Source organism: Croceibacterium segetis (genome assembly GCF_011320115.1).
In the GTDB taxonomy this organism is placed as follows: Bacteria; Pseudomonadota; Alphaproteobacteria; order Sphingomonadales; family Sphingomonadaceae; genus Croceibacterium_B; species Croceibacterium_B segetis.
The window spans coordinates 24901-46593 of the sequence record NZ_JAANOZ010000005.1; the positions used below are offsets into that span (position 1 = coordinate 24901).

The 21693-nt window shown below is 68.4% G+C and carries 24 protein-coding genes; 6 read left to right on the forward strand and 18 right to left on the reverse strand.

Features of this window, described 5'->3' with window-relative positions; genetic code table 11:
- Positions 1-221 precede the first annotated feature (221 nt).
- From G7B69_RS07090 to xseA, 3 genes are read right to left on the reverse strand one after another with little or no spacing between them, the layout of a single operon-like run.
- Positions 222-1091, reverse strand: a complete 870-nt coding sequence (locus G7B69_RS07090; protein WP_166177627.1) for a M23 family metallopeptidase — start codon at positions 1089-1091, stop codon at positions 222-224.
- Complete coding sequence (locus G7B69_RS07095) at positions 1088-1291, reverse strand: DUF2093 domain-containing protein (protein WP_166177629.1); 204 nt, start codon at positions 1289-1291, stop codon at positions 1088-1090. The genes G7B69_RS07090 and G7B69_RS07095 overlap by 4 nt, the downstream gene beginning before the upstream one ends.
- A gap of 27 nt (positions 1292-1318) precedes the next feature.
- Positions 1319-2707 carry an exodeoxyribonuclease VII large subunit gene (xseA, locus tag G7B69_RS07100; protein ID WP_166177631.1) on the reverse strand — a complete coding sequence of 463 codons (1389 nt, stop codon included), beginning with the start codon at positions 2705-2707 and terminating at the stop codon, positions 1319-1321.
- Here xseA and purD point away from each other — a divergent pair.
- Positions 2706-3998: a phosphoribosylamine--glycine ligase gene (gene purD, locus G7B69_RS07105; protein WP_166177633.1), complete on the forward strand. Its 1293-nt coding sequence runs from the start codon at positions 2706-2708 to the stop codon at positions 3996-3998. The two genes, xseA and purD, sit on opposite strands and share 2 nt — an antisense overlap.
- Here the strand turns inward: purD and G7B69_RS07110 are convergent, their stop codons facing one another.
- The 3 genes from G7B69_RS07110 to G7B69_RS07120 all read right to left on the reverse strand — a co-directional run bounded on the left by G7B69_RS07110 (position 3999) and on the right by G7B69_RS07120 (position 7470).
- Entirely contained in the window at positions 3999-4556 is a 558-nt protein-coding gene (locus G7B69_RS07110; protein WP_166177635.1) for a hypothetical protein, read from the reverse strand.
- Positions 4546-6246 (reverse strand): GNAT family N-acetyltransferase, encoded by a 1701-nt coding sequence (locus G7B69_RS07115; RefSeq protein WP_166177637.1) that lies wholly within the window; start codon positions 6244-6246, stop codon positions 4546-4548. Before G7B69_RS07115 ends, G7B69_RS07110 begins: the two co-directional genes overlap by 11 nt.
- A gap of 228 nt (positions 6247-6474) precedes the next feature.
- Positions 6475-7470 carry an adenosine kinase gene (locus G7B69_RS07120; RefSeq protein ID WP_166177639.1) on the reverse strand — a complete coding sequence of 332 codons (996 nt, stop codon included), beginning with the start codon at positions 7468-7470 and terminating at the stop codon, positions 6475-6477.
- Positions 7471-7586: 116 nt separating this feature from the next.
- Between G7B69_RS07120 and G7B69_RS07125 the strand changes: the two genes are divergently transcribed.
- Positions 7587-8042, forward strand: a complete 456-nt coding sequence (locus G7B69_RS07125) for a hypothetical protein (protein ID WP_166177641.1) — start codon at positions 7587-7589, stop codon at positions 8040-8042.
- Positions 8043-8112: 70 nt separating this feature from the next.
- Positions 8113-9054 (forward strand): hypothetical protein, encoded by a 942-nt coding sequence (locus G7B69_RS07130; RefSeq protein ID WP_166177643.1) that lies wholly within the window; start codon positions 8113-8115, stop codon positions 9052-9054.
- On the opposite strand, the gene G7B69_RS07135 is transcribed toward G7B69_RS07130, so the two are convergent.
- The 10 genes from G7B69_RS07135 to G7B69_RS07180 form a co-directional block, all read right to left on the reverse strand.
- Complete coding sequence (locus tag G7B69_RS07135) at positions 9055-9198, reverse strand: hypothetical protein (protein WP_166177645.1); 144 nt, start codon at positions 9196-9198, stop codon at positions 9055-9057.
- Positions 9199-9221: 23 nt separating this feature from the next.
- Positions 9222-9578: a HesB/IscA family protein gene (locus G7B69_RS07140; RefSeq protein WP_166177647.1), complete on the reverse strand. Its 357-nt coding sequence runs from the start codon at positions 9576-9578 to the stop codon at positions 9222-9224.
- Positions 9575-10066 carry a GNAT family N-acetyltransferase gene (locus tag G7B69_RS07145; RefSeq protein ID WP_166177649.1) on the reverse strand — a complete coding sequence of 164 codons (492 nt, stop codon included), beginning with the start codon at positions 10064-10066 and terminating at the stop codon, positions 9575-9577. The genes G7B69_RS07140 and G7B69_RS07145 overlap by 4 nt, the downstream gene beginning before the upstream one ends.
- A gap of 5 nt (positions 10067-10071) precedes the next feature.
- Positions 10072-10557, reverse strand: a complete 486-nt coding sequence (locus G7B69_RS07150; protein WP_166177651.1) for an SUF system Fe-S cluster assembly protein — start codon at positions 10555-10557, stop codon at positions 10072-10074.
- Positions 10554-11723 (reverse strand): aminotransferase class V-fold PLP-dependent enzyme, encoded by a 1170-nt coding sequence (locus G7B69_RS07155; protein WP_207785978.1) that lies wholly within the window; start codon positions 11721-11723, stop codon positions 10554-10556. Before G7B69_RS07155 ends, G7B69_RS07150 begins: the two co-directional genes overlap by 4 nt.
- 14 nt (positions 11724-11737) lie before the next feature.
- Positions 11738-12490 carry a SufD family Fe-S cluster assembly protein gene (locus G7B69_RS07160; RefSeq protein ID WP_166177655.1) on the reverse strand — a complete coding sequence of 251 codons (753 nt, stop codon included), beginning with the start codon at positions 12488-12490 and terminating at the stop codon, positions 11738-11740.
- Positions 12487-13230, reverse strand: a complete 744-nt coding sequence (sufC, locus tag G7B69_RS07165) for a Fe-S cluster assembly ATPase SufC (protein WP_166177657.1) — start codon at positions 13228-13230, stop codon at positions 12487-12489. The genes G7B69_RS07160 and sufC overlap by 4 nt, the downstream gene beginning before the upstream one ends.
- Positions 13223-13696, reverse strand: a complete 474-nt coding sequence (locus G7B69_RS07170; protein ID WP_166177659.1) for a DUF559 domain-containing protein — start codon at positions 13694-13696, stop codon at positions 13223-13225. The genes sufC and G7B69_RS07170 overlap by 8 nt, the downstream gene beginning before the upstream one ends.
- A gap of 299 nt (positions 13697-13995) precedes the next feature.
- Positions 13996-15492, reverse strand: a complete 1497-nt coding sequence (gene sufB, locus G7B69_RS07175; RefSeq protein WP_166177661.1) for a Fe-S cluster assembly protein SufB — start codon at positions 15490-15492, stop codon at positions 13996-13998.
- Positions 15489-15905 carry an SUF system Fe-S cluster assembly regulator gene (locus tag G7B69_RS07180; protein WP_166177663.1) on the reverse strand — a complete coding sequence of 139 codons (417 nt, stop codon included), beginning with the start codon at positions 15903-15905 and terminating at the stop codon, positions 15489-15491. Before G7B69_RS07180 ends, sufB begins: the two co-directional genes overlap by 4 nt.
- 150 nt (positions 15906-16055) lie before the next feature.
- Here G7B69_RS07180 and G7B69_RS07185 point away from each other — a divergent pair, with 150 nt between their 5' ends.
- Genes G7B69_RS07185 through G7B69_RS07195 form a run of 3 tightly spaced genes read left to right on the forward strand, consistent with a single transcriptional unit; the run spans position 16056 to position 20664 of the window.
- On the forward strand, positions 16056-17081 hold the full coding sequence (locus G7B69_RS07185) for a quinone-dependent dihydroorotate dehydrogenase (protein WP_166177665.1): 1026 nt from the start codon (positions 16056-16058) through the stop codon (positions 17079-17081).
- A gap of 10 nt (positions 17082-17091) precedes the next feature.
- Positions 17092-18804, forward strand: a complete 1713-nt coding sequence (gene ggt, locus G7B69_RS07190) for a gamma-glutamyltransferase (RefSeq protein ID WP_166177667.1) — start codon at positions 17092-17094, stop codon at positions 18802-18804.
- Positions 18805-18861: 57 nt separating this feature from the next.
- Complete coding sequence (locus G7B69_RS07195; RefSeq protein WP_166177668.1) at positions 18862-20664, forward strand: AMP-dependent synthetase/ligase; 1803 nt, start codon at positions 18862-18864, stop codon at positions 20662-20664.
- On the opposite strand, the gene G7B69_RS07200 is transcribed toward G7B69_RS07195, so the two are convergent.
- Positions 20661-21155, reverse strand: a complete 495-nt coding sequence (locus tag G7B69_RS07200) for a hypothetical protein (RefSeq protein WP_166177670.1) — start codon at positions 21153-21155, stop codon at positions 20661-20663. The two genes, G7B69_RS07195 and G7B69_RS07200, sit on opposite strands and share 4 nt — an antisense overlap.
- Positions 21156-21160: 5 nt before the next feature.
- Positions 21161-21685 carry a hypothetical protein gene (locus tag G7B69_RS07205; RefSeq protein ID WP_166178086.1) on the reverse strand — a complete coding sequence of 175 codons (525 nt, stop codon included), beginning with the start codon at positions 21683-21685 and terminating at the stop codon, positions 21161-21163.
- Between the last annotated feature and the right edge of the window lie 8 nt (positions 21686-21693).

A 21693-nucleotide genomic window follows, 5' to 3' on the forward strand; every position in this document is an offset into this window, starting at 1 on the left:
GGAAAAGGCGGCGGCCGGTAAAGCGCTTGTGCGCCGGTCCGGGGACATTGGTTTTCATCTGTAACCAATTTGCCACACAGCCCGATGGCTCGACCAACCGACGCCATAAGTCGATGAAATGCAGGGATTTCGCAACAATGTTTCAAACGAAACCGACCCGTGGGCGCATAATTGCTACAGAACGGGGGTTCACGGAATTTTCCTGTTCGGAGGACTCGCCGCTAGCCCATCGGACCGGCGAAAAGCAGCGGGTCGAGCCGCGCGCCGCGCCACGTCAGGCTCCAGTGCAAATGCGGGCCGGTCGCACGGCCGGTCATGCCGACGGTGGCGATGAGCTGGCCCTGGCGGACGTGGTCGCCCACCTTCACCGCCAGCGTATCGCAATGCAGAAAGGCGCTGTTGAGCCCCGCGCCGTGGTCGATCATCAGCAGGTGCCCTTCGAGCGAGAACGGCTGCTCGGCGGCAAGGACGACCACGCCATCGGCCGGCGCGACGATGGGGGCGCCCGCGCCAGGCGCAATGTCGATCCCCGAGTGATAGCTGCCCGCCTCGCCGCCCTTGTAGATGCGCTGCGAGCCGAAGCGGCCGGAGATGCGCCCCTTGGCGGGCCAGATGAAGGTCTGCCGCCAACCGTCGCTCGGCGACGAGATCGCGCGCGCGGCGGCGATCCGCGCCAGCTCGGGCTTGCGGATGGCAAGGAATTCCTCGTCGGTCTTGCCTTGGGTTCGGGCGACGTCGACATGCTCGATGTCCCACGCGCGCGGAGTGATGGTCAGCGGGCTCTCGACCGTGCGCTCGTCGCGGAGTCGGGCCACCAGCGTTGCCGAAGGTCGGGCATCCCGATCGAAGGCGGCGAAGAAACGCCCGCCGCCATCGATCACCAGCGGCTGATCGTCGAGCCGTGCGGAAACCGTTCCGGCGGGCGCCTGACCGCGGATCCACCCCCCTTGGGTCGCCTCGCCGCTGTAAACGAAAGTGTTCGACCCGGTGGCAGGGACTTGCGCCCTTTCCGGGGGCGGAGCTTCGGTGGCCGGGGCCGCGCAGCTTGCGAGCGCGAGCAGCCCTGCAGCCGCGACGCGCCAGCGGCTCATGCGTCGCCGGTCAGCCGCCGGGTGGCGATCTCCGCGCTGGCATAGGCCTCCTGCAGCTCGACCGACCAGTAGCGCAGCTCCTCCAGCGGAATCGAATCGCCGGTCGCCGCGCAAAGGACGTAATGCCCGGGGCGGATCACGCGAAAACCGTTGGGGCCGTAAAGCAGGGTGGCGACGCGGTCGCCGGAGTTCATAAGCATGGGCGCGATCCTATCAAGCGCGCGCGCTCAAAGCAATTTGGGCTGGCTGGGAGGAGGCGCCGCGGCGGCGGGACGTTTCCGCGGCGCGGTGGCCGGCACGACGCCGAGCGCACCGTCTCTGAAACGCAATGTCAGCGCCCGCTCCTTGCCTGCTTCGGCCGCCGTCGTCAGCGTGTGGCCGGCGGCATCGGTGACCCGGGCGTAGCCGCGCTGGAGCACTGAATCCGGGTCGAGCGAGCGCATCACCCGCTCGAGCGCTGCGAGGCGTTCGCCGGCGTTGCGCCAGTTCGCCTGGAGCAGGGGCGCCGAAAGGCGATGGCGGTCGTCCTGCAGGACATGGCGCGCCCTGCTCGCCCGGTCGGCGAGGCCACGGCGCAGGCGCTCGGCCATTTCATCGAGCTTCTGCCCCTTCATCGCCACCAGCGTGTCGGGCCGCGGCATGCGCAGCAGCCGTGCGTCGAGCCGCTCGCGCCCGAGCGTCAGCGGACGGTGGGCGCACTTGCGCAGGCGCAGGCCGAACTCGTCGATGATCGCGGCGAGCTCGCGCAGCACCGGAACGGCCATCTCGGCGGCCGCCGTCGGGGTCGGCGCGCGGCGGTCGGCGGCGTGATCGGCGAGCGTGGTGTCGGTCTCGTGCCCGACTGCGCTGATCACCGGGATCGGCGAGCCGGCGATCGCGCGGACGACGATCTCCTCGTTGAAGCTCCACAAGTCCTCGATCGAGCCGCCACCGCGGGCGACGATCAGCAAGTCCGGTCGCGGAATCGCCCCGCCCTCGGCCAAGTCGGCGAAGCCGCGCAGCGCCGCGGCGACCTGCTCCGCGGAGCCTTGTCCCTGGACCAGGACCGGCCACACCAGGACGCGGCTTGGGAAGCGGTCGGCCAGGCGATGGAGTATATCGCGGATTACTGCGCCGGTAGGCGAAGTGATCACTCCAATGACCAGGGGGATATAAGGCAGCGCGCGCTTGCGCTCGAGAGCGAAGAGGCCTTCGGCTTCGAGCCGCCGGCGGGTCTTCTCGAGCAGCGCCAGAAGCGCGCCTTCGCCGGCGATTTCCATCCGCTCGATGACGATCTGGTATTTGGAGCGCCCGGGATAAGTGGTCAGCTTGCCCGAGGCGACCACCTCGATCCCATCCTCCGGCACGAAGCCGAGTTCCTGCACTCCGCCGCGCCACATCACCCCGTCGATCACCGCTCCTTCGTCCTTGAGACAACAGTAGAGGTGACCCGAGGCGGCGCGCTTCACGCCGGACAGTTCGCCGCGCAGCTTGACGAAGCCGAAGCGGTCCTCGACCGTTCGCTTAAGCAGGTTCGAAATCTCGGTGATGGTCAACGGCGCAGCGTTGTCGCCGCGAACGCCCTTGGCTACCAGCCCGCCATCGCCGTCGTAATCGTTGGGAGTGTCGCCGGGCATGAACATCCTCTTGCTGGGGTCTGGCGGGCGCGAACATGCGCTGGCGTGGAAGCTGGCGCAATCCCGCTTCATAGCCGAAGACGGCGGCGCGCTTTACGCCTGCCCGGGAAATCCCGGCATCGCTCAGCACGCCGAGCTGGTCGAGTTCGACGTGAGCGATCACGCCGCGGTGGCCGATTTCTGCAGCAGCAAGGCGATCGACTTCGTCGTCGTCGGCCCGGAGGCGCCGCTGGTCGACGGCCTGGCGGATTCGCTGCGCGAGCACGGCATCGCGGTGTTCGGCCCCTCGAAAGCAGCGGCGCAGCTAGAAGGCAGCAAAGGCTTCACCAAGGATTTGTGCGAGCGGGCCGGAATCCCGACGGCGGGTTACGTCCGCACGACCTCGCTCGACCAAGCCGAAGCCGCGCTGGGCCGCTTCGAACCACCTTATGTTCTCAAGGCCGACGGTCTCGCCGCCGGCAAAGGCGTGGTCATCGCCGAAACCCGCGCCGAGGCCGAAGAAGCGCTCGCCGACATGTTCGGCGGCGCCTTCGGGCAGGCCGGGGCGGAAGTCGTGATCGAGGAATTCATGGACGGCGAAGAGGCGAGCTACTTCGCCATCACCGACGGCGCGACGATCGTCCCGTTCGGCGGCGCGCAGGATCACAAGCGCGTCGGCGAGGGCGACACCGGGCCCAATACCGGCGGCATGGGCGCCTACAGCCCCGCGCCGATCCTCACCCCGCAGGTCCGCGGCGAGGCGATCCAGCGGATCATCGGCCCGACCGTGCGCGCGCTGGCCGACGCCGGGACACCCTATGTCGGTGTGCTCTACGCCGGGTTGATGCTGACCGCGGAGGGGCCGAAGCTGGTCGAATACAACTGCCGCTTCGGCGACCCTGAGTGTCAGGTGCTGATGATGCGGCTCGAAAGCGACCTCGGCGAATATCTCTACGCCTGCGCCACCAGCAGCCTCGCCGCCCTGCCGCCGCCGAAGTTCTCCGACGACACCGCGCTGACCGTGGTCATGGCGGCCAAGGGCTATCCCGGCACTCCGGAGAAGGGGGGCCTGATCGACGGCATCGAGGCGGCCGAGGCGACCGGCGCGAAGGTCTTCCACGCCGGCACGGCGATGGCTGATGGTCGACTGGTCGCCAGCGGCGGCCGAGTGCTCAACGTCACCTCAAGGGCGCACACCGTCGCCGAAGCCCAGCAGAAAGCCTACGCCGCGGTCGACCGGCTCGATTTCGCCAGCGGCTTCTGCCGCCGCGACATCGGCTGGCGCGAGATCGAGCGGAGCAGGGGCGGCTGATCACGCCGGCGGCCGCGCGGCGGATACGTGCACCAATGTCGCCCCGCACTTCTGCGTGACGTTGAGCAGCTCGTACAACGCCTTGGTGCTCGCCGAGCCCATGTCGACGGTGATCCACTTTTCGTCGACCGTCGCCGAGTGGATGAAACCTTCCACGCCCTCTCCGCGGGGGGCGGTTCCGTCCTCTGCCGCGAACCAGCGGCGGAACCAGGCGGAGATCAGCGGTGCGGTGTAAGCCCCGTTATGGTCCAGCCGCAGATCGTCCCACCACAAGTCGTCGAACTCGACGGTCAGGTTGGTCGAGCTGAACGAGAAGCCCGGGAGCTTGCCGGCCCGCTTCCGCGGGATGAGATCGCTCATCCGTTCCGGCGGCCCGGCTACATAGATGTCGGGGACGTAAGTGCGCGCGAACAGCCGGCTTTGCGGCATCACCAGGCGGCGGCCCGGTTCGGCCGAGGGATCCCGCTGGCGCTCCTCGGCGATGAAACCGATCAGCTGATCGACGTAATCCTCGCGAACCGCGGCGATGGCTTCGCCGACGCTTAGCTTATCCGACACCGAACCAGTCCTTCAGCGCCCACAGTGGCAGGTAGGGCCGGGCGAGGGCCTTGTCCGCGGCATAGGGCCACCAGCCCGGCCCGAACGGGTAATAGAGCCGAATCGGCACGCCGAGCTGCCGGGCCACCGCGGTGGCCCGGCGGCGCGGGAGCCCGCGCAGTTGCTCGAGCTCGCAGGGGGTTCCGCTATCGAGCAGGGTGCGCAACGCGGCATCGGCCAGCGCGGGATCGTGCGTCGCCACGGCCACGATGGCTTTGCGTCCGGCGAGGATCCCGGCAAGTGCCAGATAGGCCGCGGCTACTTCCGGCATGTCGGCTCGCGGGTCGGGCCACTCGCCTTTGACCAGGCGGATGCGGCAGGGGCCGGCGCGCAGCCGTTCCGCATCGGCCGGGCTGCGCTGCCAGCGCGCCGGGAGCGCCGCCCCGGCCGAGAAGGTCTCGGCCAGCGCGAGCGTTCGCTCGGCGTGAGCTTCGCTCAGCGAATCGAATGCCAGCGGCACGCCGGCCGCAGCGATCTCGCGAATTAGGCGCTCCTCGAAGCCGAAGGCTGGCGCCTTGAGCGCGAGGAGCGCGTCGCTGCCGGCCAGCTCCCCGGCAAGCTCGCGGCAAGCCGCGGCGACTTCCGCTGCGGTGGCGGTCGCGGCGTGGAAGTAGGCGGCAGTGGCCGGCCGGCCGAGGCGCTTGATCTTCCGCGCCGCCGTTGGGGGGGCGTCGCCCGCGACATGGCGCTCGACCCATCCCGGCAAGGCGTAGCGCGCGCCGCGTAACCGGGCTTTGAAGCGGATGCGGCCGCGCGCCCACGCGAGCCCGTCGGCCAGTCCGGCGACGAGCCCGGTGAGGGAATAGGGATAAGTCCGCACGCGTACGCATTCGTGCGCCTCGCGGGTCCACAAGTCGGCGATCCACGCTTCCGAATCGCCCATCAGCTCGAACCCGCTCAGCCCCCGCTCGGCCGCGTCGCGCAGCGCGTGGAGCATCAACAGCGTGCCTGGCGAGCAGCGGGCGTGGGCCTCGTCGTAGCCGATCTTGTAGAGCCAGTAGCGGCCGCTCCATTCGACGGCGAGCTGCATCGCCACGACCCGCCCGGCGATCCGCAGGAAGGCCACGCGCCCCTGGCCCTTCGCGCAGGCGCTGCGCAGATAGCCGCGGAAGAACGCCTCCTTGGCCGGGTCGCAGGCGATGGCCGTCCCCGCCGCGCGTTTCCAGCTCCTCGCCTCGACGGCGATCGCCTCGTCGAACAGCGCGTCGAACTCGGCCGGCGCCGGCGCGAGCATCTCGCAGGTCACCTCGCCGAATTCCGCGGCGCGGCGGGCCGCGCGGCGGAAGTCCGCTCGGCGGCGCGAGTTGAACCGGCTTTCCGGCTCGCGCCACTCCGGGCCGAGAGCGATGGTCGGACTCGCCGTCGCCGGGCGCACCGATACCCACCCGCGGCCCTTCATCGCGGCCTTTAGCCCGGCGACGAGCGGCGACGCGGCGGGAACCCGGGCCAGCTCGATCGGGCGCTTCTGCGCGGCCAGCTCGCGCGCCAGGCGCCCGGCAACCACCGCATCGCGGCATACCGCGTCACCCGGCTCGAACACTTCCTCGGCCCCCGGCATGCGCCAGCGGGCCCAGCGCCCGGGACCGTGGCACAAGGGCAGCTGCGCTTCGAGGCCGTCGAGCCCGGCCGCTTCGAACAGCCGGATCGGCATGCCGGCGAGCATCGTCCCGGCCAGCGAAGCGACGAAATCCGGCGATTGCGTCGGTAGCGTGGCGAACGGCTCGAGCCGTTGCCAGCCGAGCGCCAGCGCAGCGAGGCCGTCGGCTTCGCGCGGACCCCCCGCGGGCGAGTTGATCGGCGACTGGTACAGTGGCGAGACCCTCCGGCGCCCGATTACGCCGGAAGTCCTAAGAAAGCGCCAACTAAGGTGTTGGAAAGCTTACCCGAGTCGCTGCGCGACCAGCTCTCGCAGGTCTGCCTCCGAGCGCGCGCCGTAGTGCGAGATGATTTCGGCGGCACAGATCGCCCCCATTCGCAGACAACGCTCGAGCGGCTCGCCGTTGACATGGCCGTAAAGGAACCCGGCCGCGAACAGGTCGCCGGCGCCGGTGGTGTCGACCACTTCCTCGATCGGCTCGGCGGCCACTTCGGCGCGCGTCCCGCCGGAGATGCCGATCGCCCCCTCAGCGCTGCGGGTGACCACGAGCGTGGGCACCTTGCCATGAAGCGCGGCGATGCCCGCCTCGATGTCGTCGGTACCGGTCAGCGCGAACAGCTCGTGATGGTTTGCGAAGAGGATGTCGATCAGCCCGTCCTCGATCAGCGCGCGGAAATCGTCGCCGTGGCGGTCGATCACGAACACCTCGCTCAGGGTGAAGGCGATCTGCCGCCCGGCTTCGCGCGCCGCCTCGATCGCCCGGCGCATCGCCGCGCGCGGCTCTTCGGGGTCCCACAGGTAGCCTTCGAGGTAGAGCACCTTGGCCGCCGCGACCGCCTCGGGATTGAGCCGGGCGGGCGGGAGAAACTGGCTTGCGCCGAGGAAAGTGTTCATCGTCCGCTGCGCGTCGGGGGTGACGAAGATCAGGCAGCGCGCGGTCGGTGGATGGCCGGGCCGCGCGGGGGTGTCGAAATCGATCCCCGCGGCGCGAATGTCGTGCGCGAAGACCTCGCCGAGCTGATCGTCGGCGACCTGGCCGATGAAAGCGCATTGCGCGCCGAGCGCAGCCAGGCCGGCGAGCGTGTTGGCCGCCGAGCCGCCCGAGATCTCGCGCGCCGGGCCCATCGCGTCGTAGAGCTCCTGCGCGCGCTCGGCATCGACCAGGGTCATTCCGCCATGGTTGAGGCCGAGCTCCTCGATCAGCTCGTCGTCGCATGGGGCCATCACGTCGACGATGGCGTTGCCGATGGCGATCACGTCATAGCGGGCTTCGGTCATTCTCACTCCAGTCCAACTTGGGAAGCCGCGCCTTAGCGGCGGAACGTGGCGCGGCCAAGCGCAGCCGTGGCGCGACGATTGACTTGGCGCCCCGGCGCTTGCACTTCTGGACCCGGATGGTGAGGGTTACTCGAAGCCAACGGCTGCGCACCGCGGCTTTGCTCGCGCTGCCTTTGCTGGCGGCCTGCGCCGCGGTGCCGTCGGCTCAGCCGCAGCGGTCCCCTGCGCCGCAGCAGCGGCCGCGCTCGAGCGCCGTCCCGCCGAGCAAGCCGGTGCCGCCGCCCAAGCCGGTGTTCCGCGCCCCCGAGATCCAGCGCTTGCCCGGGCTCGAGAGCGTGATCGACAAGGATGCTGCCGCGCTCACTCGCGAGTTCGGCAAGCCTCGCCTCGAAGTCCGCGAAGGCGACATGCGCAAGCTGCAGTTCGCCGGCGAGCCGTGCGTGCTCGACGTCTACCTCTATCCGCTGCGCCCCGGCAGCGAGCCGATCGCCACCCATGTCGATGCCCGGCGGGCGAGCGACGGACTCGACGTCGACCGCGCCGCGTGCATCGCGGCGCTGTTGCGGCGCTAGAACGGCACGGTAACTCGCATTTAAGGGTATTTGCGTACCCTGCGCGCGAGATCAGGGGAATTCTTGCGCCATGACCATGCACTTCAGCGATATCGCTCGCCAGGCGGCGGCCGACGGTGCCATCACGCCAGACGAAATCCTCGCGCTTCGCCGTGACGGCTGGGGCGACGGGCGAATCACGCCGGACGAAGCCGACGCGATCTTCGCGATCAACGGCGTGCTCGCCGAGCGTTCCCCCGAGTGGTGCGACTTCTTCGTCGAGGCGATCGGCGAATACGTGCTCAACGCGTGGGAGCCGAAGGGCTACGTCACCGATGCCCAGGCCGCCTGGCTGATCGGCAAGATCGGCGCCGACGGCAAGGTCGATTCCATGGTCGAGCTCGAAGTGCTGCTGCGGCTGCTCGAACGGGCGGCGAACGTGCCCGACTCGCTCAAGGCCTACGCGCTCGAGCAGATCGAGCGGGCGGTCATGAACGGCACGGGCCCTACCCGCGACGGCGGCTCGCTGTCGGATGCCTGCGTCAGCGAGGCCGAATGCCGCGCGCTGCGCCGGGCGATATTCGCCGTCGGCGGCGACCGGCCGGCAGCCGTGAGCCGGCGCGAGGCGGAAATGCTGTTTCGCATCAAGGACGCGACGCTCGGCGCTCCGAACGCGCCCGAGTGGAAGCGCCTGTTCGTCCAGGGCGTCGGCAACTACCTGATGGGCTACGCCTCGCCCGACGCCCAGCTCAGCCGGGACCGCGCGGCCGAGCTCGAAGCCTTCATGGCCGACTCGAGTTCGAGCATCGGCCGCTTCATGGCGCGAATGGCCCGCGGCGCGCCGAACGGGTTCGGCATGGTCTTCGGCCACAAGGCCGTCGCGCCGGGACGCGAGCAGCAAGTCGCCGAGGCGCAGGATGTCACCGGGGAGGAATGCGCCTGGCTCGATGCCCAGGTCCACGCGAACGGCGAGGTCGACGAATACGACCGGGCACTGCTCGCCTTTATCGCCGAGGAAACCGGCGGCAAGTAATCAGTCGAGCGGGGCTTCGGCTCCACCTTCGAGCGGGAGCGGCCCGCGCGGTGGCCCGACCGGCGCGGCAAGTTCCGCTTCGGGCGGTTTGCGCCGGTTCGCGCGATTCACGTGGCTTTCGATCCGGCGCCCGAGATCGTGCAAGCGGCGCGAGGAAAGGCCGTCTCTCATACCGTAAAGCTCTCGCCGCATCCGCAGGCGCCCTTGGCGTTCGGGTTCTCGAACACGAAGCCGGCGGCGAAGTCGTCCTCGCGCCAGTCCATCGTCGAGCCGACCAGGTAGAGCACGCTAGCTCCGTCGATGTAGAAGGTGCCCCCGGGGGTGACGATCTTTTCGTCGAACGGCGCCTCCTCGCTGACGTAGTCGACCGAGTAGGCGAGCCCGGAGCAGCCGCGGCGCGGGGTCGACAGCTTGACCCCGATCGCATCGGCAGGCGCCTGGGCCATCAGCGCGGCCACGCGCGCCTCGGCGGCGGGGGTCAGCGAAACGGCGGCGGGGCGCTGGCGGAGTGTGGTTTCGGTCATGCAAGCTTCTTTTGCCAATACAGCGCGTGCCCGGCTGCGGGATCAAGTTGGTAGTCGCCATAGCCGAGCGCAAGGTAGAGCGCCTTGGCGCGATCGTTGCCGCTGAGCACTTCGAGCGTGATCTTGCAGGCGCCGCGCCGGCGCGCTTCCCGTTCCACGGCTTTCATCAGGGCACGGCCGACCCCGCGGCCGCGATGCCCGGCCAGCACGCTCATGTCGTGGACGTTGACCAGCGGTTCCGCAGCGAACGTGGAAAAGCCCGTGAAGCAGTTGGCAAGGCCGACGGGCTCGCCGTTCAGGCGGGCGATCATCGAGAATGCGCCGGGTGTCGCGGCGAGACCCGGCACGACCGCCTCGCGGGTATCCCGGCAGAGCGGAGCGCCGCCGCCCATCGGGTCGCGCGCATAGGCGTCGAGCAGCATGACGAGGTCGGCCGCATCGCGCGGGTCGGTGTAGTCAACCAGGTCGACCGCCAGTTGGGACGCCATCGTGCTCAAAGCATGCCCAACTCGAGCCGCGCTTCATCGCTCATCAGGTTCGGGCCCCACGGCGGGTCCCACACCAGATTGACCTCGGCATCGCGCACGCCGGGCACGGTGCTGGCGCGCAGCTCGACCTCGCCGGGCATCGATTCGGCGACCGGGCAATGCGGCGTCGTCAGCGTCATCGTGATCGCGACGTCGCCCTCGTCGGTGACGTCGACGCCGTAGATCAGCCCAAGGTCGTAGATGTTGACCGGGATTTCCGGGTCGTAGATTTCCTTGAGCGCGTCGACCACCCGCTCGTAGAGGTCGCCGCCGGGCTCCCCCGGAGCGGCGACGGCGGGCTGCTGCGCGAGGAAGCCCTCGAGGTAATCCTTCTTGCGCTCGAGCTTGTCGCCCGCGCTTTCCTCGACTGCATCGTCCACGCGCGCCCGGGGCGGCGGAGTGACGCCGTCCACTTCCTCGACGTCGAAGCGCTTGTCGGCTTCCTCGTTCATCCGAAAATCCTCTTGGTCCGTTCGATTCCGCGCAGCAGCGCGGCAATGTCGTCCTCGTCGCTGTAGAGCCCGAAGCTGGCGCGCGCGGTGGCGTCAACGCCGAGGTGCTCCATCAGCGGCTGCGCGCAGTGGTGCCCGGCGCGGATCGCCACGTCTTCCTCGTCCAATATGGTGCCGAGATCGTGCGGGTGAACCCCGCGAATGGCGAAGCTGACGATCCCTGCCGCATCCTCGGGCCCGAACAGGGTGACGTCGTTCATCCCGCGCAAGGCCTCGCGGGTGGCGGCAACCAGCCGCGCCTCGTGCGCATGGATGGCGTCAAGCCCGATCGCCGCGACGTAGTCGCAAGCCGCGCCGAGCCCGATCGCCTCGACGATCGCCGGCGTGCCGGCTTCGAAGCGCTGCGGTGGCGGGGCGTAAGTGGTCTTCTCGAAGGTCACACGGTCGATCATCGACCCGCCGCCCTGCCACGGCGGCATCGCGTCGAGAATTTCGCCCCGCGCCCACAGCGCGCCGATGCCGGTCGGGCCGTAGAGCTTGTGGCCGGAGAAGGCGTAGAAATCGCAATCGAGCGCAGCGACGTCCACCGCCATGCGCGGGACCGCCTGGCAGCCGTCGAGCAGCAGCTTCGCACCGACCGAATGCGCGAGCTCCGCCGCGCGCTTGGCGTCGAGCACCGAGCCGAGCACGTTCGAGACATGCGCGAAGGCGACCATCGTGTGCTCTGGCGTCAGCATCCGCTCGGCGGCGTCGAGATCGATCTTGCCGTCCGGCGTCAGCGGGCAGACGTCGATCTGCCAGCCGGCGAGCTGCCACGGCACGATGTTCGAATGGTGCTCGAGCGTCGAGAGCAGGACGCGGCCCTTGTTCGGGTAGCTGTAGGCAACAAGGTTGATCGCCTCGGTCGCGCCCCGGGTGAACACCACCTCGTCCTCGCGCCCGCCGATGAGTTGCGCGACCCGCCGCCGCGCCGCCTCGTAGCCGAGCGTCATCTCGGCCGAACGGGTGTACACGCCGCGGTGGACGGTGGCGTAATCGACCCCGAGCGCCTTGGTGACGGCATCGATCACCGCTTGCGGTTTCTGCGCCGTCGCCGCGCTATCGAGATAGTGCCACGGCTTGCCCGACGACGTCACGAGGCCGGGGAAGTCCGCTTTGCGGCTCATGGCGGCGACGGTGCTCACAGCGCCTCTCCCAGGACCTTGAGCGCCGCGTCGAGCATCCGTTCCTGCTCGCCCTCGTCCGCCAGCGCCGTAAAGGCGTCGGCGACGAACGCGCGGACCAGCAGCTTGCGCGCCACTTCGGGCGGAATCCCCCGCGCGGCCATGTAGAAGCGCGCGGTTTCGTCCATCTGCCCGATCGCCGCGCCGTGGGCGCATTTGACGTCGTCGGCGTAGATTTCGAGCTCGGGCTTGGCGTTGGTGCTCGCCCCGCGCTCGAGGATTAGGCCCTTGAAGTCCTGCGCCGCATCGGTCTTCTGCGCATCGCGCGCGACCTCGATCCGGCCGAGGAAGTTACCCGTCGCCTGGCCCCAATGAACGCTGCGGACGACCTGGTGGCTCGTCGCCTCCGGCTCGGCATGCTCGACGCGAGTGACGAACTCGCGGGTGGCCTCGCCGCCGCCGATGGTCACCCCGCCGAATTCGAAATGCGCGTTTTCGGCGAGCCGCACCACGACTTCGAGCCGCGTGTAATCGGCCCCGGCGTTGACCGCGAACAGCTCGGCCCGCGCGCCTTCGCCGACGGTCAGGCGCACGCGGTGCAGCTCCGGCCCGGAGCCGTCGAGCACCAGGCACTTGCGCCGCGTCTCGCCGGCGGCCAGCTCGATGGCCTTCCACTCGCCGAACGCTTCGGGCGCCAGCGTCTCCAGCGCCGCGAAATCGGCGTAGCGCCATTCCTCGTCGCGCTTGGTGGGAAGGGTAATCGCGTTCACGCCGCCACCGCCTCGTAGCCTTCGCTTTCGAGCTGGTGCGCCAGCTCGGCGCCGCCGCTCTTGACGATCCGCCCCCTGGCGAGCACGTGGACGAAATCGGGCCGCACGTAGTCGAGCAGCCGCTGGTAGTGGGTGATCAGCAGCACGCCCTTGTCGGGCTTGCGCATGATCGCGTTGATGCCCTCGCCGACTACCCGCAGCGCGTCGATGTCGAGGCCCGAATCGGTCTCGTCGAGCACCGCGAACGCGGGGTCGAGGATGCCCATCTGGACCATCTCGGCGCGCTTCTTCTCGCCGCCCGAGAAGCCGACGTTCACCGCCCGCTTCATCATCTCCATGTCGAGCTTGAGCAGCCCGGCTTTCTCGCGCGCCAGCTTGAGGAACTCGCCGCCCGACAGCGGCTCTTCCCCGCGCGCCTTGCGCTGCGCGTTGAGCGCCTCGCGCAGGAACTGCACGTTCGACACGCCGGGGATCTCGACCGGGTACTGGAAGCCGAGGAACAGCCCCGCGGCCGCTCGCTCCTGCGGGGCGAGGGCAAGCAGGTCTTGACCGTTGAAGCTCACCGAGCCCGCGGTCACCTCGTACCCCGGCCGCCCGCCGAGCACATAGGCGAGCGTCGACTTGCCCGCGCCGTTGGGGCCCATGATCGCATGGACCTCGCCCGCGTTCACTTCGAGACTGAGGCCGCGCAGGATTTCGGTGCCGCCGACGGTGGCGTGGAGGTTGTCGATCTCAAGCATTCGCTGTCCCAATTTTCGGTTTCTCGAACGGCTTCTGCAGCTCGTCCTTGATCGCCTTCACGACCGCGTCGGTGTCGGCCAGCACGGCATCGTTGGCGAAGCGGAGCACGCGCACGCCGACGTCGGTGAGCTTGCGGTCGCTGAGCGCGGCGAGGGTGATTTCGGACTCGCTGTCGCCGCCGGTCTCGACCACCAGCCATCGGGTCTTGCAGGCGAAATCGACGATCGCGCTGCCCATCACCACCTCGCGGTTGAAGGTGAAGCCGCAGCGCTTGTCCTTGAGCCGCTCCCACAGCGCTTTTTGCGCCTCGGTTGGATTGCGCCGCATGTCGCGCGCGCGCTGTTTGAGCTGCTCGGCGCGCGCGGGCGAAACGGTCCACGCGCGCGTCCTGTCGCCGCCGACCTCGCGGTCCTCGGCGCGGTCGGTCACGTTGCCGAGCGAGAGTTTCTTGCGCGCGGTTGTCACGCGGTCGGCGTCCCGACGGCGGCACGGAGGTTTTCAATCTTGAGCATTTCGATTCCTCGACTGCCGCCAGCGCCAAATTAGGAGACCCGGGACGGCAAAGATCGGCATGTAGACAATTGGAAGAGCGACCAACCACAACAGGGTTCCAACTGTCTGATCCACAATGTTCGTTGCGACCAAGAAGGGCGGAGAATCGGGAAAGAGGCTGAAATCTCCACGATAACCTTGGCCAACGAGGAAAGCCGGAATGCCAACCGCGACCCAAATGAGCATTGCAGCCAAGAACCAGCGAGGCATCTTCATCCGACCGATCCCTCAAGCGAAATCCCCAGCAGCTTCTGCGCTTCGACCGCGAACTCCATCGGCAATTGCTTGAGCACTTCGCGGGCGAAACCGTTGACGATCAGCGCCACCGCTTCCTCCTGCCCGAGCCCGCGCTGCATCGCGTAGAACAGCTGGTCGTCGCTGATCTTGCTGGTGGTCGCCTCGTGCTCGATCTGCGCGGTCGGATTCCTGACCTCGATGTAGGGCACGGTATGCGCGCCGCACTTGTCGCCGAGCAGCAACGAATCGCACTGGGTGAAGTTGCGCACTCCGTCGGCATTGGCGGCGACGCGGACCAGCCCGCGGTAGGTGTTGTTCGACTTGCCGGCGCTGATGCCCTTGGAGATGATCGTGCTGCGGCTGCCCTTGCCGTTATGGATCATCTTGGTGCCGGTGTCGGCCTGCTGGTAATTGTTGGTCACGGCGACCGAGTAGAACTCGCCGACCGAATCCTCGCCATTGAGCACGCACGAGGGATACTTCCAGGTCACCGCGCTGCCGGTCTCGACCTGGGTCCAGCTGATCTTGCTGCGCGCGCCCTGGCACAGCCCGCGCTTGGTGACGAAGTTGTAGATGCCCCCGACGCCCTCGGCGTTCCCCGGGTACCAGTTCTGCACGGTCGAATACTTGATCTCGGCGTCTTCCAGCGCGACCAGTTCGACCACTGCGGCGTGGAGCTGGTTCTCGTCGCGCATCGGCGCGGTGCAGCCTTCGAGATAGCTGACGTAGCTTCCTTTTTCCGCGATGATCAGCGTGCGTTCGAACTGCCCGGTGTTCTCGGCGTTGATGCGGAAATAGGTGCTCAGCTCCATCGGGCAGCGCACGCCTTCGGGGATGTAGACGAAGGTGCCGTCGGAAAAGACCGCGCTGTTGAGCGCGGCGAAGAAGTTGTCGTGCTGCGGCACGACGCGGCCGAGCCACTTCTTCACCAGCTCGGGATATTCGCGGATCGCCTCGCTGATCGAGAGGAAGATCACGCCAGCGCGCTTGAGCTCCTCGCGGAAGGTCGTGGCGACCGAGACCGAATCGAACACCGCGTCGACCGCGACCTTGCGCGCGCCTTCGACCCCGGCGAGGACCTTCTGCTCCTCGAGCGGAATGCCGAGCTTCTTGTAGACGGCGAGAATGTCGGGATCGACCTCGTCGAGGCTGGCGAGCTTGGGCTTGGCCTTGGGCGCGGCGTAGTAGAACGCGTCCTGGTAATCGATCGCCGGGTAGCCGATCTTCGCCCAGTTCGGCTCTTCCATCGTCAGCCAGTGGCGGAACGCCTTCAAGCGCCAGTCGAGCATCCATTCGGGCTCGTTCTTCTTCGCGCTGATAAAGCGGACGGTGTCTTCGGACAGGCCCTTGGGCGCGAACTCGGTCTCGATGTCCGCCGACCAGCCGTGCTCGTAGTCGGCGGCCCTGGCGGCGGCTTCGCGCGCGGCCCAATCTTGTCCTTCTTTGGCCTGGATTTCGACGTCGTCGCTCATGCGTTCACCTTCGGGCGGGCGAGGTCGGTCAGCGGAATGCCCGCCAGCGCGCCGCGCATGGCCTGGTTGACCACGCCCCAGTGCGGCTGGACGCAGCATGTGCCTTCGAGCGCGCAGTCGTGCCTGCCGTGCTCGACGCAAGAGGTGAGCGCGATCGGGCCCTCGACCGCCTCGACGATATCGGCCAGCGTGATCGCCGCCGCCGGGCGCGCGAGCTGCAAGCCGCCGCCGGCACCGCGCAAGCTCCGCAGCAGCCCGGCCTTGCCGAGCAGGGCGACGACCTTGTGCACGGTCGGCAGCGGCAGCCCGGTTTCCTCGGCCAATTCGCCCGCCGAAACGCGCGCGCCGCCGCAATGGCGCGCGGCGGCGCTCATCGTGACGACGGCATAATCGGCCATGCTCGACAGGCGCATTTTCGCCTCGGTTCCCTAATTGGAGCGATTCGTTCCAATTCCACCTAGGAAGAGCGAATTAGGTTTCAATGAAAAACGACTCTTGCGAGTCGTTCTCAAGCAAGGCCGGGCAATCGACAGTCGCGCGCTCCACTGCCATACGCCGCGCCGATGCTCTACCGGCTGCTCCGCCCCGCCCTGTTCATGCTCGACGCCGAGCGGGCGCATGGGCTGGCGCTGGCGGCGCTGAAATGGCGCGGAGCGGGCGAGCCGCCGAAGCCGGGCCCGCTGGCGGTCGAGGTCGCCGGGCTCCTCTTTCCCAACCCGCTGGGCATGGCCGCCGGGTTCGACAAGGACGGCGAAGTCCCCGATGCGCTGCTCGCTCTCGGCTTCGGTTTCGCCGAGGTCGGCTCGATCACCCCGCTGCCGCAAGCTGGCAATCCCCGGCCGCGCCTGTTCCGGCTCGCCGAGGACCGCGCGGTGATCAACCGAATGGGATTCAACAACCATGGCGCCCAGGCAGCAGCCACGCGGCTGGCGGCCCGCAAGCGCCGGGGAATCGTTGGCATCAACCTCGGCGCCAACAAGGATTCGCCCGACCGCATTGCCGATTACGTCACGATGACGCGGATCATGGCCCCGTTGGCGAGCTACCTCGCGGTCAATATCTCCAGCCCTAACACTCCCGGCCTGCGCGCGCTGCAGGACGAAGGCGCGCTGACCGCGTTGCTCGATGCGGTCCTTGACGCACGCGGCGCGAAAGGCCCGCCGGTGTTTCTCAAGGTCGCGCCCGATCTCGAACCGGCCGACATCGACGCCATCGCCCGCATCGCGCGCGACAAGAAGCTCGGCGCTCTGATCGTCTCGAACACCACCATCTCGCGTCCGCCGCTCGAGTCGCGCCATGCGGGCGAGGCGGGCGGCCTTTCGGGCGAGCCGCTGAGGCCGCTCGCGCTTCAACGGCTGCGCGATTTCCGCAAGGCGACCGGCGGTGCGCTGCCGCTGGTCGGCGTCGGCGGAATCGCCACTGCCGAGGACGCGTGGCAGCGAATTCGCGCCGGCGCCAGCCTGGTCCAGCTCTACAGCGCGATGGTGTACGAGGGACCGGGAATTGCCCGGCGGATTGTGCGCGGGCTCGAACAATTGATGCGCCGCGACGGCTTCGCCTCGGTTGCGGAAGCGGTCGGCAGCGAATAGCAGGGCGCGCATGTCGCTCCGTAAACTGACGTTTCTCGCCGCGCCGCTGCTCCTGCTGCAGGGCTGCACCACCGTCCAGGCCCGGCAAGCCGCGCCCGCACTCCACCAGGGCCTGGTGTCCGCCGCCGACCCGCGCGCGGCCGAGGCCGGGGCCGAGATGCTCCGCCAGGGCGGCAGTGCCACCGACGCGGCAATCGCGACGATGCTCGCGCTCAATGTGGTCGAGCCGCAAAGCTCGGGGATCGGCGGCGGCGGGTTCATGCTGCGCGGCGATGCCAAGGGCCAGGTCGTCACTTTCGACGGACGCGAGACCGCCCCTTCGGGCGCCGATCCGCAGTGGTTCCTCGACGACAGCGGCAAGCCGCTGCCGTTCATGACCGCGGTGATCTCCGGCCGCAGCGTCGGCGTGCCGGGCAATCTGCGCCTCGCCGAAGAGGCGCATGAGCGCTTCGGCAAGCTGCCGTGGGCCACCCTCTTCGAGCCGGCAATCAAGCTCGCCCGCGGCGGCTGGGTGCTATCCGAGCGCGGACGCGAGTTCCTCGTCAATGCGAAGAACCGCGCCGGGCACCAGCCGGAAGGCCTGGCGCTGTTCTACGGCGCCGACGGCCAGCCGCTCCCGGCGGGCACCGTGCTCAGGAACCCCGCCCTGGCCGACACGCTGTCGCAAGTCGCTTCACATGGCACGGTGTGGTTCTATGCCGGCGATAACGCCAAGGCGATCGCCCGCGAGGTCGCCGCCGAGACGCCTCGCGGCGGAGCGATGACGCCTGAAGATATTGCCGCCTATCAGGCCAAGGTCCGGCCGGAGGTGTGCGGCGAGTACCGCACCTACCGCATCTGCGGCATGGGCCCGCCCTCGTCGGGCGCGGCGACGGTCTATGCGATCCTCAAGCAATTGGAGCGCTTCGACCTCCACGCTCTGGGCCCGAAGTCGCCGACCTTCTGGCACCTGTTCGCCGAATCGCAGCGGCTCGCCTACGCCGACCGCGAGCGCTATCTCGGCGACACCGATTTCGTCTCCGTGCCGATGAAGGGCCTGACCGACCCCGCCTATCTCGCCGCGCGCGGCATGCTGATCTCGCCCGACAGCACGATGCCGGCGGTCGCCGCCGGCACGCCGCAGGGAATCGCCCTCGCCCCGCCCGACGGCGACGAGCCGGAGGAGCACGGCACCTCGCATTTCGTCGCCGTCGACGACTGGGGCAACGCGGTCAGCTACACCTCGACGATCGAGGGGTCGTTCGGCTCGGGGATCATGGTCGGCGGCTATTTCCTCAACAACGAGCTGACCGACTTCAGCTTTGCCCCCGCCGGCCCGGACGGCCGCCCGGTCGCCAACCGCGTGCAGGGAGGCAAGCGGCCGCGCAGCTCGATGGCGCCGACGCTGGTCTACGATCGTGGCGGGCACTTGTTCATGACGGTCGGCGCCGCTGGCGGCGCGACGATCCCGGTGCAGGTGGCGCGCGCGCTGATCGGGGTGATCGATTTCGGGCTGCCGGTCGACCAGGCGGTGGCGCTGCCGGTGCTGTTCGCGCCGGGCGACGCGCTGGCGGTCGAGCAGGGCACTTACCTCGAAGCGATGATCCCGCAGCTCAAGGCGCTCGGTCACGGTCAGGTCTCGGCACGCGGGCTGCCACTCAAGACCAACGCCGCGGTGCACACCGCCGCCGGCTGGGTCGGCGCGGCCGATCCGAGGAGCGAAGGCGCGGTTGCGCGCGAGTAGCTTGCCGCAAGCCGAACAGCGCCTTAATCCTCCTGCGGGGATGGAGAGCGCTGGCCTGTGCAGATTGCCGATTTCGATGCTTCGCAAAACCTGGTCGAACTGTTTCTCAAGCGCGCGGACGAGCTTGACGACAAGCCTTTCCTGACGGCGAAGCTCGAGGGAGGATGGCGCTCGATCAGCTGGCGCGAGGCGGCCGAGCAAGTCTGCCTGCTCGCCGAATCGCTCCGCCGGCTTGGCCTCGAGGACGGTGACCGGGTGGTGCTGGTCTCGGAAAACCGCCCCGAATGGGCGCTGGCCGACCTCGCGATCATGGCCGCCGGGTGCATCACCACGCCCGCCTACATCACCAACACCGAGCGCGACCACGCGCACGTGCTCGAGAACTCGGGCGCCAAGGCGGTGGTCGTCTCCGACCGCAAGCTGGCGCGGACCCTGATGCCCGCAGTGGTCCTCACCGGCATGGTCGAGCACGTGATCGGCATCGAACCGGTGCGCCAGAGCCAGGGCAACTTCCAGACCCATAGCTGGGCCGACTTACTTCACGGCGACGCAACTGCCGCGCGCCAGGCGGTCGACGCGCGCATCGCGAGCATCGCCCGCCACGACCCGGCGTGCATCATCTACACCAGCGGCACCAGCGGCGCCCCGCGCGGCGTGCTGCTCTCCCACGGCGCGATCCTGCGCAACGTCGCCGGGGCCGCCGAAGTGCTTGCCGCGGACTTCGGCTGGACCGACGAACGTTTCCTTAGCTTCTTGCCACTGTCCCACGCGCTCGAGCACACCGCCGGTCTCTACCTGCCGATCGGGCTGGGTGCGGACATCTGGTACGCCGAGGGTCTCGACAAGCTCGCCGCCAATCTCGAGGAATGCCGCCCGACCTTCATGATCGTCGTGCCGCGGCTGTTCGAGATGCTGCGCGGGCGGATCGTCAAGCAGGTCGAGAAGCAGGGCAAGCTGGCGAACTTCCTGCTCGACCGGGCGCTGGACCTGGCCGAACGGCAGGGGGCCGGGCTGCCCCGGCGGCTGTCCGACTGGCCGATTGAACGGCTGCTCGACGTCACCCTGCGCCCGAAGATCCGCCGCCGCTTCGGCGGCCATATCAAGGCGCTCATCTCCGGCGGCGCCCCACTCAATCCCGAGATCGGGGCGTTCTTCCAGTCGATGGGCCTGGTCATGGCGCAAGGCTACGGCCAGACCGAGAGCGCGCCGATCGTAAGCGTCAATTACCCCTCGTCGGGGATCAAGCTCGACACCGTCGGACCGCCGCTGCGCGGAGTCGAGGTGCGGATCGCCGACGACGGCGAGATTCTCGTGCGCGGCGAGCTGGTAATGCTCGGCTACTGGCGCAACGAGGAGGAGACCGCGAAGACGATCATCGAGGGCTGGCTGCACACCGGCGACATCGGCCATCTCGACGAGCGCGGACGGATCAAGATCACCGACCGCAAGAAGGACATCATCGTCAACGACAAGGGCGACAACATCGCCCCGCAGAAGCTCGAAGGCATGCTCACGCTGCAGCCGGAGATCGCCCAGGCGATGGTCAGCGGCGACAAGCGGCCGTACATGGTCGCGCTGATCGTGCCCGACGCCGAATGGGCGTGCGAGTGGGCCCAGGCCAACGGCGAGAAGTTCGACTTGACCGCGCTGCAAGGGCTCCCGGCCTACCGCGCCACGATCCGCGCGGCGATCGACCGGGTCAACGCCGACCTCTCGGTGACCGAGAAGATCCGCCAGTTCACCTTCGCCGATGAACCGTTCAGCATCGACAATGCGATGATGACCCCGAGCCTGAAGATCCGCCGCGGCCCGATTCGGGAGCGCTACGGGGATCGGCTGGCGGCGCTGTACAAGGATTAAGCGGAGAGGCGCTTCTTCAGCTGACCGAGTTCGCGGGAAAGCTCTGCGAACGCTTCGATAAGCTGCGCCTCGAAGGCATCAGCTTCGGATCGGCTCAAATTCCAGCGATGATCTTCGACGCGACTACTCCGATAGGCCGCGAAGTCGAGTTGCACATGCCAAATTCCTTGCTCGTTGAGGAGCACCGTAACCACCCCATGAGCAAAGTAGGCGCGGCGGCCTTCGACTTGCGCCCAAGATTCGAGGGCCGTTTGGATTGCCCGAGTTTGCTTGAGAGTTGCCTTTTCGGCACTCACGATCTCGGCCAGGTCTGACATGCGTTGGCCAGCCAGGTGTTTGATCTTGAGGGTGCCATCTTTTGCTCTCGCTGCTTCAAGAGCGAGACTGACTGCTCGTTCGCCGCGGGCAAAAATATCGAGGCACCGGCCGCGCCAGCCGTCGATCTCGGCTGACGCCAGATCATGGCGCTTCAGGCCCGCTTGATCGCTCATCCCGCTTAGGCCGCCTCGGCCTCGACCTTCTCGGGATAGAAGCACGGCTCGCGCTCGGACCAGCCGGGTGCGGTGGCGGCGGCTTCACTGAGCGATTGCAGCAGCACCTTGCGCCGCGCCGGGCGGATTTGCGGCAGCGCCGCGGCGGCGCAGAAGGCCGCCGGCAGCCACGGCCGCACGCGCGCTCCGAACAGCCGTTCGTAGAGGAAGCGGTAGGCCGAAAAGCTCTCGATCTGTTCGAGCGCGAGATCCTGCGCGGTCACCCGCAGCAGCGGCCCCATGAAGGCATCGAGCCCGTCGATCGAAGTCTCGCAGGGGATCTCATCGCGCAGCGCCTTCACTTCGCGGTAGCCGAGATACTGGACGCGAATCGCGGCGTCCTTGCCCTTCGTTCCCCATGTCTTGAACGCGTCGCCACGGCCGAGCCCGATGTCGAGGCCGCGCTCGATGAATAGCTGCTCGCTTTCCGAAAAGCTGGCGAACTCGCGCAGCTCGGCAATGGTCAGCGATGCGGTCCCGGCCTTGGCCATGAACGTGC

Excerpts from the sequence above, each read along its gene's own strand:
- G7B69_RS07090 (WP_166177627.1), bottom strand. The coding sequence starts at position 1,091 with ATGAGCCGCTGGCGCGTCGCGGCTGCAGGGCTGCTCGCGCTCGCAAGC.
- G7B69_RS07095 (WP_166177629.1), bottom strand. The coding sequence starts at position 1,291 with ATGCTTATGAACTCCGGCGACCGCGTCGCCACCCTGCTTTACGGCCCC.
- purD (WP_166177633.1), top strand. The coding sequence starts at position 2,706 with ATGAACATCCTCTTGCTGGGGTCTGGCGGGCGCGAACATGCGCTGGCG.
- xseA (WP_166177631.1), bottom strand. The coding sequence starts at position 2,707 with ATGCCCGGCGACACTCCCAACGATTACGACGGCGATGGCGGGCTGGTA.
- G7B69_RS07115 (WP_166177637.1), bottom strand. The coding sequence starts at position 6,246 with ATGCCGATCCGGCTGTTCGAAGCGGCCGGGCTCGACGGCCTCGAAGCG.
- G7B69_RS07120 (WP_166177639.1), bottom strand. The coding sequence starts at position 7,470 with ATGACCGAAGCCCGCTATGACGTGATCGCCATCGGCAACGCCATCGTC.
- G7B69_RS07125 (WP_166177641.1), top strand. The coding sequence starts at position 7,587 with ATGGTGAGGGTTACTCGAAGCCAACGGCTGCGCACCGCGGCTTTGCTC.
- G7B69_RS07130 (WP_166177643.1), top strand. The coding sequence starts at position 8,113 with ATGACCATGCACTTCAGCGATATCGCTCGCCAGGCGGCGGCCGACGGT.
- G7B69_RS07140 (WP_166177647.1), bottom strand. The coding sequence starts at position 9,578 with ATGACCGAAACCACACTCCGCCAGCGCCCCGCCGCCGTTTCGCTGACC.
- G7B69_RS07145 (WP_166177649.1), bottom strand. The coding sequence starts at position 10,066 with ATGGCGTCCCAACTGGCGGTCGACCTGGTTGACTACACCGACCCGCGC.
- G7B69_RS07150 (WP_166177651.1), bottom strand. The coding sequence starts at position 10,557 with ATGAACGAGGAAGCCGACAAGCGCTTCGACGTCGAGGAAGTGGACGGC.
- G7B69_RS07155 (WP_207785978.1), bottom strand. The coding sequence starts at position 11,723 with ATGAGCCGCAAAGCGGACTTCCCCGGCCTCGTGACGTCGTCGGGCAAG.
- sufC (WP_166177657.1), bottom strand. The coding sequence starts at position 13,230 with ATGCTTGAGATCGACAACCTCCACGCCACCGTCGGCGGCACCGAAATC.
- sufB (WP_166177661.1), bottom strand. The coding sequence starts at position 15,492 with ATGAGCGACGACGTCGAAATCCAGGCCAAAGAAGGACAAGATTGGGCC.
- G7B69_RS07180 (WP_166177663.1), bottom strand. The coding sequence starts at position 15,905 with ATGCGCCTGTCGAGCATGGCCGATTATGCCGTCGTCACGATGAGCGCC.
- G7B69_RS07185 (WP_166177665.1), top strand. The coding sequence starts at position 16,056 with ATGCTCTACCGGCTGCTCCGCCCCGCCCTGTTCATGCTCGACGCCGAG.
- ggt (WP_166177667.1), top strand. The coding sequence starts at position 17,092 with ATGTCGCTCCGTAAACTGACGTTTCTCGCCGCGCCGCTGCTCCTGCTG.
- G7B69_RS07200 (WP_166177670.1), bottom strand. The coding sequence starts at position 21,155 with ATGAGCGATCAAGCGGGCCTGAAGCGCCATGATCTGGCGTCAGCCGAG.
- G7B69_RS07205 (WP_166178086.1), bottom strand. The coding sequence starts at position 21,685 with ATGGCCAAGGCCGGGACCGCATCGCTGACCATTGCCGAGCTGCGCGAG.